Source organism: Bradyrhizobium tropiciagri (assembly GCF_001189845.1).
In the GTDB taxonomy this organism is placed as follows: Bacteria; Pseudomonadota; Alphaproteobacteria; order Rhizobiales; family Xanthobacteraceae; genus Bradyrhizobium; species Bradyrhizobium tropiciagri.
The window spans coordinates 1-16,505 of sequence record NZ_LFLZ01000118.1 but is presented as its reverse complement, the minus strand read 5'-3'; the positions used below and the strand labels follow the sequence as shown (position 1 = coordinate 16,505).

The following is a 16,505-nucleotide window of genomic DNA, read 5'->3' as shown; positions in this document are numbered from 1 at the left end:
TCCTCCCGCGGATGCAGACCCCTCATCCGGCGCGGATTGCATCCGCGCCACCTTCTCCCACAAGGGGAGAAGGGAAAGGGGCAGCGCCGCTTGCCGACATGTCAGCGCTTCCACAACCGCAGCAGCGGTCCGTCCTTGCCCAGCACCGGATCGGTCGCGGGGATTGCGACCTGCGGGATCGTCTTCAGCGCCCGCGCGTGGCTCTCCGGCGTCGGCCGTTGCAGGTCCATCGGCGGGCCCGGCGGATAGGCGCCGACCACGCTGAAATCGCCGCTCGCCGACAGGCATTGATGCCCGGTGCCGGCCGGCAGGATCGCGACATCGCCGGCTGCGATCTCAAGCGCACGGCCACGCTCGCCGCCGAACTGCACGCGCGCGCTGCCGCGCGCGACGCCCAGCACCTCGTGTACGGTGGCGTGGTAATGCGCGAAGTCGTAGACGCCGTTCCGCCACATCGCGCCCCAGCCATTGCTGCCGAACAACTGTTCGATCGTCGCCTCGGGGTCTTTACCGACGTCGACCGCGCCCTTGTAAACCAGGAATGGCATCGGATTGTTCGGCACCAGGCCATCGTCCTGGAAGACGAAGGTACGGGGTTCGGCATCGGGACTCACGACGGGCATGGCTACTCTCCAGCGTTGCGAGCGGCGGTGAGGTCGGGACCAAGCGGCGGGTCCGGAAACCGTTCCCGCTAGATCTTGAACTTCAACACCTCGTCCTTGAACCTGAGCCCGTGCCCCGGCCGCTCCGGCGCGGTGATCATGCCGTTGGCGATCTCTGGCGGATCGACCCAGAGGTCGTCGATCAGGGCCATGTTCTCGCACCAGATGCCGTTCGGGATCGAAGCCAGCAGGTGCACATTGAGCTCGGGGAACAGATGCGGCGCGATGGTGATGCCGAACGTGTCCGCCAGCGTCGCGATCTTGCGCAGGTCGGTCATGCCGCCGCGCATCGGGTCGGGTTGCAGGATCGGCAGGCAGGGATTGAGAAAGAACGGCCGCAGATCGTAGCGGGTGAAATGCGTCTCGCCGCCGACGACGCGCATGTCGAGCGCCGCCGCGATGCGCTGATAGCCGGCGAAATCATCGGCCGGCACTGGCTCCTCTAACCAGTAGATATCGTACTTCTCGAACTTGCGTCCCATCTCGATCGCGACATCGGCGCTCCAGCCCATGTTGACGTCGATCATGATGTCGATGTCGGGGCCGAGCGCCTCGCGCATACGGCGCACATTGTCGAGGTCCTGCGCGGGCGTGTGAACATGCGCGACCTGCATCTTGATCGCCTTGTAGCCTTGTTTGACGAAATGCAGCGCCTTCTCGATCATCCCGTCGCCGCCGGCGCCACGGAAGCAGCCGGAACCGTAGACCGGGATTTCCGAGCGATAGTGCCCCCACAGCCGATGCAGCGGCAGGCCGGCGCGTTTTCCGAGCGCATCCCACAGCGCGATGTCGAGCGCCGACATCGCCATCGCGGCGATGCCGCCGCGCCCATAGGTCATCGTCGCCGTCCACAGATCGCGCCAGATCGCCTCGATCGCACTGGCGTCCTTGCCGATGACGCGCGGGATGATGCACTCGGCCAGACATGCGGCGATCGACTGCATCGCCGGGCGGAACACGAACAGATAGCCCATGCCGGTGATGCCGCCTGACGCCTCGACCTCGCAGATCAGGATGTCGCGCGTGGCGCCGAGCGCTGCGCCCTTCAGCCAGGGATCGTCGGCCCAGGGGAGCCGCAGCATCGTCACGCGGATGTCGCGGATGGTCATTTCTGAATGGGCTGACGTCATCGGGCGTTTCCTTATTCCGGGCCGGATCATGTTTGCCTGATCTCGGATAAGGGGAAACTCAATCACAGAGCGCCGGCTGCGATCCAGCGCGCTTCGTCATGCCTCCAATGCGCGAAGACGCGATTGCCTTCAGGAATTCTTGGGGAGCTCGAACACCAGGCAGGTCGTGGTGGCATGCGCGATCAGCTTGCCCTTGCCGTCGGTGATCCGTGCTTCCGCGGTCGCAACCCGGCGGCCGGCGTTGAGGACCTGGCCTTCGGTGCGGATCGTGCCAGTGTCCTGGCTCATGCCGCGGACGAAGGAGATCTTGAACTCCAGCGTGGTGTAGCCAAAACCCTGCGGCAGCGTGGTCTGCACCGCGAGCCCCATCGCCGAATCCAACAGGATCGCGGCGTAGCCGCCATGCACCGAGCCGATCGGGTTGTAGTGGCGCAGGCCGGGGACGCTGTGGATCACGACATGGCCGGTCTCGGCGGTGCAGTCGAACGGCTCGACGTTCTCCATGATCGGCGGTTCCGGCAGGGTGCGGGCGAAGATGCCGCGCACGAAGTCGAGCCCGGCATCGACGCCATCACCTCCATCGACGAGACGCCGTAGGTGGGCTTCGGGGGCGAGCTGTCGGTCATGGGAAGGATCTCCGTCATTGCGAGCGGAGCGAAGCAATCCATCGCTCCATGCGGGGATAGATGGATTGCGTCGTCGCTGCGCTCCTCGCAATGACGGTTGGCAGCTTTACGCTGCCTGCTTCTTCTTCCGCATCAGGTCGGCAAAGCGCTGGAACAGGTAGTGCGAGTCGCGCGGGCCGGGCGAGGCCTCGGGGTGGTACTGCACCGAGAACACCGGCTTGCCCTCGAGCGCGATGCCGCAATTGGAGCCGTCGAACAGCGAGATATGGGTCTGGGTCGCGCCTTTCGGCAGCGTCGCCTGATCGACCGCAAAACCGTGGTTCATCGAGGTGATCTCGACCTTGCCGGTGGTCTCGTCCTTGACCGGATGATTGGCGCCATGATGGCCCTGATGCATCTTCATGGTCTTCGCGCCGACGGCGAGGCCGAGCATCTGGTGGCCGAGGCAGATGCCGAAGGTCGGCGTCCCCGAAGCGATCACCTGCTGGATCACGGGCACGGCATATTTGCCGGTCGCGGCCGGATCGCCGGGGCCGTTCGACAGGAACACGCCGTCCGGCTTCATCGCCAGGATGTCCTCGGCCGCCGTCGTCGCCGGCACCACGGTCACCTTGGCGCCGACGCCGGCGAGCAGGCGTAGGATGTTGCGCTTGATGCCGTAGTCGATCGCGACCACGTTGAATTCCGGCGCTGTCTGCTGGCCGAAGCCCTTGCCCCACACCCAGGGCGTCTCATCCCAGGTGAAGCGCTGACCGGAGGTGACCATCGGCACCAGGTCCATGCCCTCGAGGCCGGGCCATTCGCGGGCCTCTTCCTTCAGCGCGTGCAGGTCGAACTCGCCGGTCTTGGAATGCGCGATCACCGCATTGGGCATGCCCTTGGAGCGGATCAGCGCGGTCAGCGCGCGGGTGTCGATGCCGGAGAGGCCAATGATGCCGCGCGCCTTCAACCACTGGTCGAGGTGGCGGGTGGCGCGGAAATTCGAGGGATCCGTGATCGCCGAGCGCAGGATCACGCCGCGCGCACCGGGTGTCGCGGCCATGTTCACCGTCTCGATGTCTTCCTCGTTGGTACCGACATTGCCGATATGCGGGAAGGTGAAGGTGATAATCTGGCCGGCATAGGACGGATCGGTGAGGATCTCCTCATAGCCGGTCATCGCAGTGTTGAAGCAGACCTCGCCGACGGCGTGGCCTTCGGCGCCGAGACCGAAGCCTTCCAGCACGGTACCATCGGCGAGCACAAGGAGCGCGGTCGGTTTGTGGTCCGGCCAGGCGGGAGCGTTTTCGGATGTTGTCATGAGCCCTTTAAATAGAGGCCGCACGCTGCGGCGTCAAAGCGAAAGGGCGCGGATTCACACGGCATTCCCGGCCGATTTGACAGGCCGGAACGGCCTTTTAATCTAAAGTTCCTCGAAGCGGCCGTTTGCTTGCCGAAAATGACCCGGTCCGGAGCGCCCTATGGACAACACGATGCCGATCCTGCTCGTCCCGGGCCTCATCTGCTCGCCGCGGATCTTTGCCCCGGTCATCCCGGCGCTGTGGCGGTGCGGCCCCGTCACGGTCGCGAACCATGTCCGGGACGACAATATGGGGGCGATCGCCCGTCGGATCCTGGCCGAGGCGCCGCCGCGCTTTGCCCTCGCTGGGCATTCGATGGGCGGCTACATCGCCTTCGAGATCATGCGGCAGGCGCCCGAGCGGGTCGCGAAACTGGCGCTGATGAGCACCCAGGCGCGGGCCGACACGCCGGAGGCGACCGCGCGCCGCCGCGGCATGATCGAGCGTGCCAAAGGCGGGCAGTATCGCAGCGTGGTCGACGAGCTGTTTCTGAGCTTCGTGCATCCATCGCGGCAGGGCGATGCTGGCCTGCGTCAGGTTGTTGATGACATGAGCGAGGACGTCGGCGCCGAGGCCTTCATCCGCCAGCAAAACGCGGTGCTGAGCCGACCGGACTCGCGGCCGAGCATGGCCTGGATCAAGTGCCCGACGCTGGTGCTGACGTCGGATACCGACAGCACCGTTCCGAATTCATTGTCGGACGAGATGGCCAACGGCATCCCCGGCGCGAAACTCGTCGTGCTCGCCAATTGCGGTCACCTGCCGCAGCTGGAACAGCCGCAGGCCTGCGCCGACGCGCTGGTTGAGTGGCTCAGGAACTGAGGCATCCGGTCGAAGCGGATATTGTCGATCTCCGCCTCAAGCCGGGAGCCTTGCGGTCGGAGTGGTTGCGTCCGGCGGCTGCAGGGCTCGCACGAACTTGATGAATTCGACGGTCGCGGGTGACAGCGTTCGATGGCGCCGCACAAAGAACGCGAAGGTCGCGCTGAGTGTCAGCTCCCGGATCTTCAGCGGCGTGAGCCCGCTGCCTCTGATGTGGCCTGCGAGCAGTGAGTCCGGCGCCCAACCGAGCGCATCGCTGTGAAGCACGGCCTGCACCATTGCTGAGAAGCTGCCGACCGAGACGCGCGGCATAAGCTGTTCGCCCGGCGAGACGTTGAGCGCGATCTTGCCGAACGTTCCGAGATTGCGACGGGCAAGCGCTCTGGAGAGCGGCGGTCCGGCGAAAGGATAACCGAGAAGGTCCTGCGGCCGGATGCTTCTGCGCCGTGCGAGCGGGTGCGAGCTCCGGCAAAATAGCGACATGCGCGTCGTGGCCAGAATCTCGCTGTCCAGGTTATCGCGTCCCTCGGCCTCGGTCGCATCGGAGATGGCGATGTCGGAAATGCCCTCCAGCACGTCGTCCACCGCCTGCCTGCTGTCGACCGTTCGCAGCACGCATTTGAGCTTGGGGTGAGCGACCGCGAGGCGCCCCAACGCTTGCGGCGCCCACAGCTCCCCCGGAAACACACTCGCGCTGACTGTGATTCCGCCCGTCTCCAGTCCCTTCGCCAGGTCGACCTCCCTGACAAGCTCGGACACGTCCCGCAGGATTGTCCGACCATGAGTCAGCATGATCGTGCCGAACATGGTGGGCTCCAGCGTGCCGGCACCCCTGTCGAACAGGCGCACGCCCAGTTCGTCCTCGAGCGCCTGCACGCTTTTCGTAAGGGCGGATTGCGTAACGCCGAGGGCGTTCGCCGCGCGCGTGAAATGCCTGTGTTCGGCCAGGGCGCGAACCATCTGGATTTGTCGAAGCGTCGGCATAATGAAACATACTCATATAAAAAGTAATATTATGAATTTGACATATATCGAGGCGGAGAGCTACTGCGGCCGAAACCTACTTATCCAGGGAGGAAGTTTCGATGACCGGACGCTCGACGATGGTCGGTGTTGTGATGGCCGCAACGATTGGGCTCGGCACGGAAGCCGCGCTGGCGCAGCAGCCGCTGAGTGCCGCGGACTCCGATCCCGTGAAGATGGGATGGATGGTCGGTTCTCCGCCGCCCGCGGACAAGCTGATCCAGTTCTCCAACGGCTCGCACTTTGCTTTTCCGCAGACGCGCTGGTCGTTTGCGAATTTCCGCCTCTTCCTGCCGACCAGCAACGTCTGGCGGGGCGACAACGCTGCATCACCGCTGCCGCGCGCCGAACGGAACGACATCGACGCCATCACGTTTCAGCCGCTCGGCCAATCCGGAACCATGACGTGGGCGGAATCGCTCGCGGCGAACTACACGGATGCGATCGTTGTCCTGCACAAGGGCAAGATCGTCTATGAGCGCTATCTCGGTGTGATGAACCCGCACGCCACGCACATCGCGATGTCGGTGACCAAGTCCTTCTTCGGCACGCTCGGCGCCACACTGGTTGCCGAAGGCAAGCTCGACGAAAAGGCTCCGGTTTCGAAGTATATTCCGGAGCTCACGGACACGGCCTATGGCGACGCCACCGTGCGGCAGGTTCTGGATATGACAGTCGGCGTCCAATATTCCGAGAACTACGCCAATCCCAAGGCGGAGATCTTTGATCACGTCAGGGCAGGCGGCCTCGTGCCGCGCCCGCCCGGCTATGCCGGACCGACGAGCTTCTACGGCTTCCTCAAGACATTGAAGAAGGAAGGTCAGCACGGCGAGGCGTTCGCCTACAAGACCGTCAACAGCGATGTGCTCGGCTGGCTGATCCGTCGCGCGTCCGGAAAGACTGTCGGCGAGCTGCTCTCCGAGCGGATCTGGCAGAAGCTCGGCATGGAGCAGGATGCCTACATGCTGATCGACAGCGAGGGAACGGAATTTGCCGGCGGCGGGCTGAATGCGGCCGTGCGGGACCTGGCGCGGTTCGGCGAGATGATGCGGCTCGGTGGAACCTACAACGGCCAACAGATCGTGCCGAAAGCCGTCGTCGAGGACATCCGCAGGGGCGGCCGGACATCCGATTTCGCCAAGGCCGGCTATGCGACGCTTCCCGGCTGGAGCTATCGCGACATGTGGTGGGTCACCAACAACGAGGACGGCGCGTTCATGGCGCGCGGCGTCAATGGACAGGCGATCTATATCGATCCCAAGGCCGAGATGGTCATTGCCCGTTTCGGCTCGCATCCGCTGGCGGCCAACGCCCACAACGACCCGACCACGCTGCCGGCGTTCGCTGCGCTGGCCAGGCATCTCATGCAGTGAAATTGCCCGGCTCGCCGGCGGACCGCGGGCCGGCGCCAATGCCCGAGGGCTGGCCTGATCAGCCCCGGTTCTGGGGTCGCCAGAACCGGGGCTTAACTGTTGTTCTGGCGTCGCGGAGGGCTTAGATCAGCATCTTGCCAGACGAGAGGACACCAGGATGCTGCGCGACGATATTAACAATGCGGTCAAGGAAGCCATGAAGGCCAAGGACGAGCGCAAGCTCTCCACCCTGCGCATGGTTAATTCGACTATCAAGAATGCTGACATCGATGCGCGCGGGCAGGGCAAGCCGCCACTCTCCGATGCCGATCTGCTCGGCCTCCTGCAGAAGATGATCAAGCAGCGCCAGGAGTCGGTCGAGCTCTACGACAAGGGCGGCCGCGCCGAGCTCGCTGACCAGGAGCGCGCGGAGATCGCCGTGATCTCGGGCTATTTGCCGAAACAGATGTCCGACGACGACGTGAAGGCCGCGATCTCGGCCATCATCGCCGAGACCGGTGCCGCCGGGATCAAGGACATGGGCAAGGTGATCGGCGCCCTGAAGGCGAAATACGCCGGCCAGATGGATTTCGGCAAGGCCAGCGGCCTCGTGAAGGCGGCGCTCGCGGGATAGTCGCGGAGGTTTCCAATGTTTCGTGTCGCGGCGGACAGTCTGGAAGCCTACCTTGCGTTTGATCCCGGCCGGACCGCGGATCTCGAACGACTGCACGCGGTGATGCGCAAGGCCGCGCCGTCGTTCAAGCGGCATTTTCATGCCGGCACGCCGGCCGGTGAGGCCGGCATGCGCATGAACATGATCGGCTATGGCGAGTTTCGCTACGCGATCAAGTCCGGCAAGACGGCCGCCTGGCCGGTGATTGGGCTGGCGCTGCAGAAAAACTACATCAGCGTCTATGTCGCGGTGACCCGCGGCGGCAAGCCGCTGGTGTCGTGCTATGCTGGCAAGCTCGGCGAATTGCGCGCGGGCGGCAACAATTTTAGCTTCGAGGCGTTTGATGATCTGAAGGCTCCCGCCGTTGCGGCGCTGTTCGCCGAGGCCGCCGATATTTTCAAGGCGGATCGGGAGAACCCGGTCCGCTACATGCAGGGAAGCTGATAGCGACAAGGCCCCCGTGAAAGCGGCGGGGTGAAGTTCTGGATAAACTGGAGACAGGCCATGGCCGATCAGCAAGCTCCTTCCGGTCCGGATCTGACACAAGGCGTAGCCCTCTCCGACTTTTCGGGCGCGATGTTGCTCGGCCATGTCGGCGAGGACGACGTGCTGCTGGTGCGCTCGGGGGCGGATATCTTCGCCATCGACGCGCATTGCAGCCATTACCACGGCCCGCTCGCCGACGGCCTGGTCGAAGGCGAGACCGTCCATTGCCCCTGGCATCACGCCTGCTTTGACATTCGCACCGGCGAGGCGACCGCCGCGCCCGCCTTCAACGCGCTCGCGGTCTGGAAGGTCGAACGAGAGGGCGATCGCATCATCGTGCGCGTGAAGCGCGAGCAGCCGAAGCCGCGCATCAAGGGCCCGGTCGATGCGCCCGGCAGGATCGTGATCGTCGGCGGCGGTGCGGCAGGCTTCGCCGCCGCCGAGATGCTGCGGCGGCAGGATTATCGCGGCAGCATCGTCATGCTCAGCGGCGAGGCCGCGCCGCCGGTGGACCGGCCAAACCTGTCAAAGGACTTCCTCGCCGGCAGCGCGCCGGAAGACTGGCTGCCGCTGAAGCCGGACGACTTCTATACCGACGCGGCGATCGATCTGAAACTTGCGACCGAGGTCAAGTCGATCGACACCGGCCGCCGCAACGTCGTGCTCGCCGGCGGCGAGGTGCTCGCCTACGACCGGCTGTTGCTGGCGACCGGCGCGGAGCCGGTGCGGCTGCCGATCCCCGGCGCGGACCAGCCCCACGTTCATGTGTTGCGCACCCTCGACGATTGCCGGGCGATCATCGCCTCGGCCAGCGGCGCCCGACGCGCGGTGGTGATCGGGGCAAGCTTCATCGGGCTCGAGGTTGCGGCCTCATTGCGCGCACGGGAGATCGAGGTTCACGTGGTCGGGCTGGAAGCGCGGCCGCTGGAGCGCGTGCTCGGGCCCGAGATGGGCGATTTCGTCCGTGCGCTACACGAGGAGCATGGCGTCGTCTTCCATCTCGGTGACACCGTGACCGCGATCGAGGGCAAGCACGCGCGCCTGAAGAGCGGGCCCGTGCTCGACGCCGATCTCGTCGTGCTCGGTGTTGGCGTGAAGCCGCGGCTGGCGCTGGCGGAAGCCGCGGGGCTCGCGATTGATCGCGGCGTGACCGTGGACGCCTATCTCGAGACCAGCGTTCCCGGCATCTACGCGGCGGGCGATATCGCGCGCTGGCCCGATCCGCACAGCGGCGAGAATATCCGGGTCGAGCACTGGGTGGTGGCCGAGCGCCAAGGCCAGACCGCCGCGCGGAATATGCTTGGGCAGCGCGAGGCGTTCGATGCGGTGCCGTTCTTCTGGAGCCAGCATTACGACGTGCCGATCAACTATGTCGGTCACGCCGAACAGTGGGACGAGATCGCGGTCGACGGCAGCATCGCCGGCAGGGATTGCGTGCTGCGCTACAAGCGCGGCGGGCGCGTGCTTGCAGTCGCGTCGATCTATCGCGACCTCGATAGCCTCAAGGTCGAGGCCGCAATGGAGCGGGCGGCGGCCTGATGGCTTTCCCCTCAGGGAGGGGTTTGTGGTCTGACGGCGATAGTCTAGTCTGCCGCCATGCTTCAGGAAGCCAAGACCTACGACGAGCTCTACCGCAACTTCCGCTGGGACGTTCCGGCGCGCTTCAACATGGCGACCGCCTGCTGCGATCGTTATGCCGATGGCACCGGCCGGCTTGCGCTCATCTATGTCGACGAGGATGGCGGCACCACGCGCACCTCGTTCGACGCGGTCGCGGATGCCTCGCGCCGCTTCGCCAATGTGCTGACCGCCGACGGGCTGGTGCGCGGCGATCGCGTCGCGGTGTTCCTGTCGCAATCGGTGGAATTGCCGGTCGCGCATCTCGCGGCGTTCCGCGCGGCCCTCATCTCGATCCCGCTGTTCGCGCTGTTCGGCGAGGATGCGCTGGAATTCCGCCTGTCGAACTCGGCGGCGAAGGCCGTCATCACCGATCAGGCCGGCTGGGAGAAGATCGCCAAGATCCGCGACCGGCTGCCCGAGCTGAAGAGCGTCTACATCATCGGCGACAAGGCGCCGGCGGGCACCAAGCCGTTCTGGAGCGCGATCAAGTCGGCGTCTCCGGAATTTATCACCGTCGACACCTCGGCCGACGATCCCGCGCTGATCATCTACACCTCGGGCACCACGGGCAATCCGAAGGGCGCCCTGCACGCGCATCGCGTCGTGCTCGGCCATCTGCCCAATGTCGAGATGTGTCACAACTTCCTTCCCAAGCCGGGCGACCTGATGTGGACGCCGGCCGACTGGGCCTGGATCGGCGGCCTGATCAACGGCCTGTTCGCGTTCTGGTACCACGGCATCCCGATGGTCGGTCATCGCGCCCGCAAGTTCGAGCCGCAGGCCGCGATGCAGATGATGGCCGAACTCGGCATCCGCAACGTGTTCCTGCCGCCGACCGCGCTGAAGCTGATGCGGCAGGCCGATGTGAAGAATTCGGGGGTGAAGCTGCGCAGCATCTTTACCGGCGGCGAGTCGCTCGGCGGCGAGCTGCTGGGGTGGGTGCGCGAGACTTTTGGCATCGACGCCCATGAGGTGTTCGGCCAGACCGAATGCAATCTCGTGATCGGCTCTAACTCCAACCTGTTTCCGATCCGCCCGGGCTCGATGGGCCGCGCCACGCCGGGCTTCGACGTCCGCATCGTCAACGACAAGGGTGAGGAATTGCCGCGGGGGCAGCGCGGTATCATCGGCGTGCGCCAGCCATGCCCCTGCACCATGATCGAATACTGGCGCAATCCGGAAGCGACCGCAAAGAAATATGCCGGCGAATTCCTTTTGACCGGCGATCTCGGCGTGCAGGATGAGGACGGCTATTTCTGGTACGTCAGCCGCGAGGACGATGTCATCACCACCGCCGGTTATCGCGTCGGACCGTCCGAGATCGAGCACACGCTGATGAAGCATCCGGCGGTCGCGATGTCGGCGGTGGTCGGCATTCCCGATCCGATTCGCACCGAATCGATCAAGGCCTGGATCGTGCTGCGCCCGGGCTATGCTGCGAGCGACACGTTGGCGCGCGAGATCCAGGAGTTCGTCAAGGTCCAACTCGCCGCCCACGAATATCCGCGCTTCGTGCAGTTCGCCGACAGCCTGCCGATGACGGCGACCGGCAAGGTGTTGCGGCGGGAGTTGCGGGCGCTGGGCTAGATTCTCTCCACCGTCGTCCCGGGCAAGCGCAGCGCGACCCGGGACCCATAACCACAGGGTGAAGTTGTTGTGCGACGCTGTCGCTCCGGCACGCTCCATCCCACGTCCTGTGGTTATGGGTCCCTGCTTTCGTACTAGTGCATGCACACATCTTCTGGAGCCTTCTCAAGGACTTGGCTGAAGAACGCAGAGAAATGACGACGTTTAGCTAAGCTGCGCTCGCGAACTTTGGTCATCGCCCCACATCCAAGTCCTTGATTAAGAGTCGGTTTTTCGATCGGAAAAGATGTGTGCATGCCCTAGTGCTTTCGTAGGGACGACAGCGGAGTGTGAGGCAACTGCATCGCTCACCTCACCGCGGCATCGGTATCCCCAATTCCTTCAGCGCCGCCAGCATGCGCACTGGCGGCTGCATCGGGATCACCATGGCCTTGCCGGTCTCGAGCAAGCTCTTCAGGCTGGAGAGGATCGCCGGCCAGCCGGCGCGGCCGCCGGACAGGATGTCGTCGCTGATCGGGCGGTCATGCGATTGCAGCAAGGTCAGCTTTACGCCGTCGCCGGCCGGCTCGATCTCCCAGGTGACGAGCGTCGGCCCGAGCTTTTCGACGAGCTGAGGCCAGTTGACGTTGAAGGTGACGGTCAGCCGCCGCGGGGGATCGCACGCGATCACCTCGCCGGAGATATGCAGCGCGCCGTCGGGCGTGCGCACGATGTAGGCGCCGCCGAGGCGAAGATCGACCTCGACCGCGTTGCCGGAAAAGTATTTCCGGCTGAACTCGGCGTTCGTGAGTGCCTGCCACACCTGCTCGGGCGTGGCGGCGATGTAGATCGCGTAGACGATGGCCGGCTTGAATGTCTCGATGTTCATGTCCGCACGTGTCCTTCGATAGATCTTCATTGTCATTCGAAGCCTTCGATCCCGAGCGCGGCAGGCGGGATCGCGACCACCTTGCCGGTCTCGAGCAGGCTCTTGAGGCCGGACAGGATCGCAGGCCAGCCCCTGGAAATGCCGTCGAGCAGCTTGCTGCCGACGCCGAAGCCTTCATGGGTCACGGTCAGCTTCACGATTTTGCCGAACGGCTCGAGCGTGAACACGACTTTGGTTGCCGGCTCCTTGCGCAGTTCGGGGTCGGCCTCGTGCTTGAAGGTGTAGGCGAGGCGCCGCGGCCGGTCGGCCTCGAGGATCTCGCCGGTGTCGGTGGTCTTGCCGCTCATCACCAGCGCGAGCGGCGAGCCGACCTCCCAGTCCGATTGCAGCTCGGTGTCGAACCAGTATTGCCGCGTGAATGCGCTTGACGTCAGTGCATCCCACAGCTTCTCTGGTGTGGTCTCGATGTAGGTGACGTAGACGAATTCGGGCTTAGGCATGGTAGGGCTCCCTGGCGCCACTGGTGAGCAGTTCGGCCGGCAGTTCGCGCCCGGTCTCCAGGAAGCTCTTCAGGCTCGCGATGACCATCGGCCACCCGCCGGAGATGTCGCGCAGCGTCTTCGGACCGAGGTTGTCGTGCGTCATGGTCAGCTTGACGATCCCGCCGTGCGGCTCGATGTCGAAGGTCACGCGCGAGACCTGCTCGCGCTCGACGCCTTCCTTCACGACGTCCCAGCTGTAAGCGAGCCTCTTGGGCGGATCGGCGATCAGCACTTCGCCCTGCACGGCGCGGCGGCCGTCCTTGCTGAGATGATGGGGCGAGCCGACCTTCCAGTCGGAGCTGGCGCGATAGCCGAACCAGAAGCGTTCGGTGAATTCGCTCGATGTCAGCGCGTGCCACAGCTTCTCGGCCGTGGTCTCGATATAGGTGACGTAGACGTAGTCGGGTTTACTCATCACGCTTCTCCAATTGTCGTTTCAATTCGCTGAGCGCGGCGAGTTTCCCGCGCTCGAACTTCTTGATCCACCGTTCGCCGATCTGATGGATCGGAACCGGGTTGAGATAGTGCAGCTTCTCGCGGCCATGCTTGATCGTGGTGACAAGGTTGGCCTCCTCGAGAATCCCAAGGTGCTTGGTGACGGCCTGACGCGTCATGTCGAGCCCGTCGCAGAGCTCGCCGAGCGTCTGCCCGTTCTGATCGTGAAGCCGGTCAAGCAGCGTCCGCCGTGAGGCATCCGCGAGGGCTTTGAAGACTTCATCCATGGATGGATAATAGGCAACCAAATGGTTGCATGTCAAGAGCGTGTGTTCAGGCGGCGGTAGCGCCGTGCTAGCGTCCCGCACAGCCAACGCAGATTGGCAGGGAACTCGGGGTGGTGCGCATGGGTGGTCGCGTTACGGCAGTTTGCTGCACGTTTCTTGTTGTCCTGCTCGCGAATGCTGCGAGCGCCCAGCAGAAGATCGGCGATCCGCCCGAAGCCTCCAACATGAAACTGGTTGGAACCAATGATTTGCAGGCGCGCAGCGCCTATCAGCCGACCATTCATCATCAGGGCGACAAATGGATCGCCTATATTGGCCACCACGGCGGCACCGACGACATTCCAGATCCCGTCAATCCGATGACCGGCAAGCCTGAACCGAACGGCACCTCGATCGTCGACGTCACCGATCCCGCCCATCCCAGATATCTGCGGCACATTACAGGCCAGGAGGGCAGATATGAAGCCGGCGGCGCGCAGATGGTGCGGGTCTGCGACGGCAAGGATCTGCCGAAGGGCGATCGCAACGCGGTCTACATGCTGCGCACCTTCGGCAGCGAGGCGCACGAGATCTGGAACGTGGCCGATCCCGCCTATCCCGTGCTGGTCACCCGGATCGGCGAAGGGCTGAAGGACACGCACAAGAATTTCTGGGAGTGCAACACCGGCATCGCCTACCTGGTGTCGGGCGCGCCGGACTGGCGGACGCGTCGCATGACGCAGATCTACGATCTCTCCGATCCCGCCCATCCCGTGAAGATCAGGGACTTCGGATTGCCCGGGCAGGAGCCGGGCGCGACCGGCGCGGTGCCGACCGAACTGCACGGGCCGATCTCGACCGGGCCGAAGGGCAATCGGGTCTATTTCGGCTACGGCACCAACAAGGGCGGCTTCCTGCAGATCGTCGATCGCGACAAGCTGCTGAACGGACCGAAAGAACCGACGCCGGACAATCTGACATTCCCGGAGATCGCGCGGATGCCGCTGTCGGCAATGAACGGCGCACACACGGTGTTTCCGATGCCCGCCATGCCGATCGCGGAATTCGCCCGCGACAAGGACGGCAAGACCCGCGACATCGTGATGATCGTCGACGAGGCGATCCAGAACGAATGCGGCGAGGCGCGGCAGATGGTGTGGTTCGCCGACGTCACCACCGAAGCGCGGCCGATGATGATCTCGAGCTACACCGTGCCGGAAGCCTCCGGCGCGTTCTGCGAGCGCGGCGGCCGGTTCGGCTCGCATTCGTCGAACGAAAGCATGGCGCCGGTCTATTACAAGAAGCTGGCCTTCATCGCCTTCTTCAATGCCGGCGTCCGCGTGCTCGATATCCGCGATCCCTATCACCCCAGGGAGGTCGGCTACTTCATTCCTTCCATCACGTCGGCGACCGACAAGCGTTGCCTCACCATCGACGGCAAGGAGCGCTGCAAGGTCGCGATCCAGACCAACAATGTCGAGACCGACGAACGTGGCTACATCTACGCAGTCGACCGCGCCAATACCGGCCTGCACATTCTCGAATTGACCGGCGCGGCGCGGGCCGTGGCGGGCCTGCCGTGAGTGCCCGATGATGCGCGCGTGGCCGGTCATCCCAGCGATGTTCCTGGCGCTCGGCGGCCTCTCGGCCGTCGCCGGCTACGAGATGGCGCCGCCGCGCGCCGCTGCGTGGCACGAAATCGTCTGGCCGTTCCCGCGCGACGGCTGGCCCGCCGGCCGCGCCTTCCACTGTGGTGCGGCCGAGTGCGGCGCGGACGCGGAGGTCTATCTCAGGCCGAAACTCGGCTTCTGCAATTGCGACAGCGGCGTCGCCGATGACGACGAGGTCGACCGCGTCGCCGATGTCGACATGATCAGCCCGCGCTTTGCGCCGCTGAGGGCAGGCGACGTTGTTGATGTCGCCGACATGCCGGGGCGGATCAGGGTCTATCGGCTCGACGGAAGCCGCACGGCGATCGGGATCGCGGTGTCGCATCGCTGCGATCTCATGGCGGTCGCGGCGCAGGGCAGGGGCGATGCCGCGCGCGTACAGCGGGCGACGCTAGCTTTTCTGGGATCGCAGGAGATCAGGAATTGGATGACGGCCGCCTTGGAGGGCCGTTGAGGAGCGCTGGTCCTTAACCTCGCCCCGTTTGCGGGGAGAGGTCGGATCGCATCGCCAGATGCGATCCGGGTGAGGGGGTACAGGTCCAACGACTCCCACCGCCTGTTGGAGAGAGCCCCTCACCCCAACCCTCTCCCCGTGAAGGACGGGGAGAGGGAGCGGGCGGTGCCGCTTCCATCCACCATCACCCGCATGCATAATGTCGCAAACGAGCAAAGAGCCCCCGATGTCCCTGCAAGCCTATTTCGCCTTCGTCGCCGCCTGCATCGCGCTGGCGCTGCTGCCCGGTCCGATCGTCACGATGGTGATCGCCAACGGGCTGCGCTATGGCACGCGCGCCGCGCTCACCAATGTGTTGGGCGCGCAGGTCGGGCTTGCGATCGTGATCGGCATTGTCGCGGTCGGCCTGACCTCGCTGATGGCGACGATGGGGTACTGGTTCAACTGGGTGCGCTTTGCCGGTGCCGCCTATCTGGTCTGGCTCGGCATCAAGCTGATCCGTTCGCCGGTCGAGGGCGTCGGCACCGACGACAAGCCGCCGCCGCCGCGCGGCGGGTTCTTCCTGCAGGGCTTTCTGGTGCTGCTCTCGAACCCGAAGGTGCTGGTGTTCTTCGGCGCCTTCATCCCGCAGTTCATGGACATGGACAAGCCGCACCTTCCGCAGGTGGCGCTGCTCGGCGTCACCTTCATGGCGACCGCGGTGCTGACCGACGCCGCCTACGCCCTGGCGGCCGGCCGTGCCCGCAAGTTCTTCTCCAAGGAGCGGACGCGGCTGATGTCGCGCATCTCAGGCGGCTTCATGATCGGCGGCGGCATCTGGCTGGCGCTGACCCGGGCGCGGTGAGCTTGCGCGCCCTCCGCTTCACCTCGCCCCGCTTGCGGGGAGAGGTCGAACGCATCCTCAGATGCGTTCCGGGTGAGGGGGGAGTCTCCGCACATGCAACTATCA

Annotated in this window: 17 protein-coding genes and 1 pseudogene; 9 read left to right on the top strand and 9 right to left on the bottom strand. The window is 64.8% G+C overall.

Features of this window, described 5'->3' with window-relative positions:
* Positions 1-101: 101 nt before the first annotated feature.
* From AKN84_RS42525 to carA, 4 genes and pseudogenes are all read right to left on the bottom strand, one after another.
* Entirely contained in the window at positions 102-623 is a 522-nt protein-coding gene (locus AKN84_RS42525) for a cupin domain-containing protein (protein WP_050426298.1), read from the bottom strand.
* A gap of 68 nt (positions 624-691) precedes the next feature.
* Positions 692-1,792, bottom strand: a complete 1,101-nt coding sequence (locus AKN84_RS42520; protein ID WP_162240938.1) for a mandelate racemase/muconate lactonizing enzyme family protein — start codon at positions 1,790-1,792, stop codon at positions 692-694.
* 129 nt (positions 1,793-1,921) lie between these two features.
* A pseudogene (locus tag AKN84_RS42515) lies at positions 1,922-2,418 on the bottom strand (PaaI family thioesterase).
* A 106-nt stretch (positions 2,419-2,524) separates the two neighbouring features.
* Complete coding sequence (gene carA / locus AKN84_RS42510) at positions 2,525-3,718, bottom strand: glutamine-hydrolyzing carbamoyl-phosphate synthase small subunit (protein WP_050426296.1); 1,194 nt, start codon at positions 3,716-3,718, stop codon at positions 2,525-2,527.
* Between the two features lie 160 nt (positions 3,719-3,878).
* Here carA and AKN84_RS42505 point away from each other — a divergent pair, with 160 nt between their 5' ends.
* Entirely contained in the window at positions 3,879-4,580 is a 702-nt protein-coding gene (locus tag AKN84_RS42505) for an alpha/beta fold hydrolase (RefSeq protein WP_050426295.1), read from the top strand.
* Between the two features lie 36 nt (positions 4,581-4,616).
* Here AKN84_RS42505 and AKN84_RS42500 read toward each other — a convergent pair whose 3' ends face one another.
* The gene (locus AKN84_RS42500; RefSeq protein ID WP_128971667.1) at positions 4,617-5,564 is read right to left on the bottom strand and encodes a LysR family transcriptional regulator; all 948 of its coding nucleotides are present in this window, start codon (positions 5,562-5,564) and stop codon (positions 4,617-4,619) included.
* A gap of 101 nt (positions 5,565-5,665) precedes the next feature.
* Between AKN84_RS42500 and AKN84_RS42495 the strand changes: the two genes are divergently transcribed.
* The 5 genes from AKN84_RS42495 (at position 5,666) to AKN84_RS42475 (ending at position 11,321) form a co-directional block, all read left to right on the top strand.
* A complete protein-coding gene (locus AKN84_RS42495) occupies positions 5,666-6,976 on the top strand; it encodes a serine hydrolase domain-containing protein (protein ID WP_050426293.1) in 1,311 nt (436 codons plus the stop codon).
* Positions 6,977-7,133: 157 nt separating this feature from the next.
* A complete protein-coding gene (locus AKN84_RS42490) occupies positions 7,134-7,589 on the top strand; it encodes a GatB/YqeY domain-containing protein (protein ID WP_050426292.1) in 456 nt (151 codons plus the stop codon).
* A 15-nt stretch (positions 7,590-7,604) separates the two neighbouring features.
* The gene (locus tag AKN84_RS42485; protein WP_050426291.1) at positions 7,605-8,072 is read left to right on the top strand and encodes a hypothetical protein; all 468 of its coding nucleotides are present in this window, start codon (positions 7,605-7,607) and stop codon (positions 8,070-8,072) included.
* Between the two features lie 60 nt (positions 8,073-8,132).
* Positions 8,133-9,653 carry an FAD-dependent oxidoreductase gene (locus AKN84_RS42480; RefSeq protein WP_050426290.1) on the top strand — a complete coding sequence of 507 codons (1,521 nt, stop codon included), beginning with the start codon at positions 8,133-8,135 and terminating at the stop codon, positions 9,651-9,653.
* 57 nt (positions 9,654-9,710) lie between these two features.
* Positions 9,711-11,321, top strand: coding sequence for an acyl-CoA synthetase (locus AKN84_RS42475; RefSeq protein ID WP_050426289.1), 1,611 nt, complete (start codon positions 9,711-9,713; stop codon positions 11,319-11,321).
* A gap of 352 nt (positions 11,322-11,673) precedes the next feature.
* Here the strand turns inward: AKN84_RS42475 and AKN84_RS42470 are convergent, their stop codons facing one another.
* The 4 genes from AKN84_RS42470 to AKN84_RS42455 are packed head-to-tail and all read right to left on the bottom strand — an operon-like array spanning position 11,674 to position 13,453.
* On the bottom strand, positions 11,674-12,189 hold the full coding sequence (locus AKN84_RS42470; protein WP_050426300.1) for an SRPBCC family protein: 516 nt from the start codon (positions 12,187-12,189) through the stop codon (positions 11,674-11,676).
* A gap of 32 nt (positions 12,190-12,221) precedes the next feature.
* The gene (locus tag AKN84_RS42465; RefSeq protein ID WP_050426288.1) at positions 12,222-12,689 is read right to left on the bottom strand and encodes an SRPBCC family protein; all 468 of its coding nucleotides are present in this window, start codon (positions 12,687-12,689) and stop codon (positions 12,222-12,224) included.
* Entirely contained in the window at positions 12,682-13,146 is a 465-nt protein-coding gene (locus AKN84_RS42460; protein WP_050426287.1) for an SRPBCC family protein, read from the bottom strand. The genes AKN84_RS42465 and AKN84_RS42460 overlap by 8 nt, the downstream gene beginning before the upstream one ends.
* Positions 13,139-13,453, bottom strand: coding sequence for an ArsR/SmtB family transcription factor (locus AKN84_RS42455; protein ID WP_050426286.1), 315 nt, complete (start codon positions 13,451-13,453; stop codon positions 13,139-13,141). Before AKN84_RS42455 ends, AKN84_RS42460 begins: the two co-directional genes overlap by 8 nt.
* A gap of 119 nt (positions 13,454-13,572) precedes the next feature.
* Here AKN84_RS42455 and AKN84_RS42450 point away from each other — a divergent pair, with 119 nt between their 5' ends.
* The 3 genes from AKN84_RS42450 to AKN84_RS42440 all read left to right on the top strand — a co-directional run bounded on the left by AKN84_RS42450 (position 13,573) and on the right by AKN84_RS42440 (position 16,400).
* Positions 13,573-15,015 (top strand): LVIVD repeat-containing protein, encoded by a 1,443-nt coding sequence (locus AKN84_RS42450; protein ID WP_050426285.1) that lies wholly within the window; start codon positions 13,573-13,575, stop codon positions 15,013-15,015.
* A 7-nt stretch (positions 15,016-15,022) separates the two neighbouring features.
* Positions 15,023-15,556 carry a hypothetical protein gene (locus tag AKN84_RS42445; RefSeq protein ID WP_128971666.1) on the top strand — a complete coding sequence of 178 codons (534 nt, stop codon included), beginning with the start codon at positions 15,023-15,025 and terminating at the stop codon, positions 15,554-15,556.
* Between the two features lie 226 nt (positions 15,557-15,782).
* Entirely contained in the window at positions 15,783-16,400 is a 618-nt protein-coding gene (locus AKN84_RS42440) for a LysE family translocator (protein WP_050426284.1), read from the top strand.
* Positions 16,401-16,505: the final 105 nt, after the last annotated feature.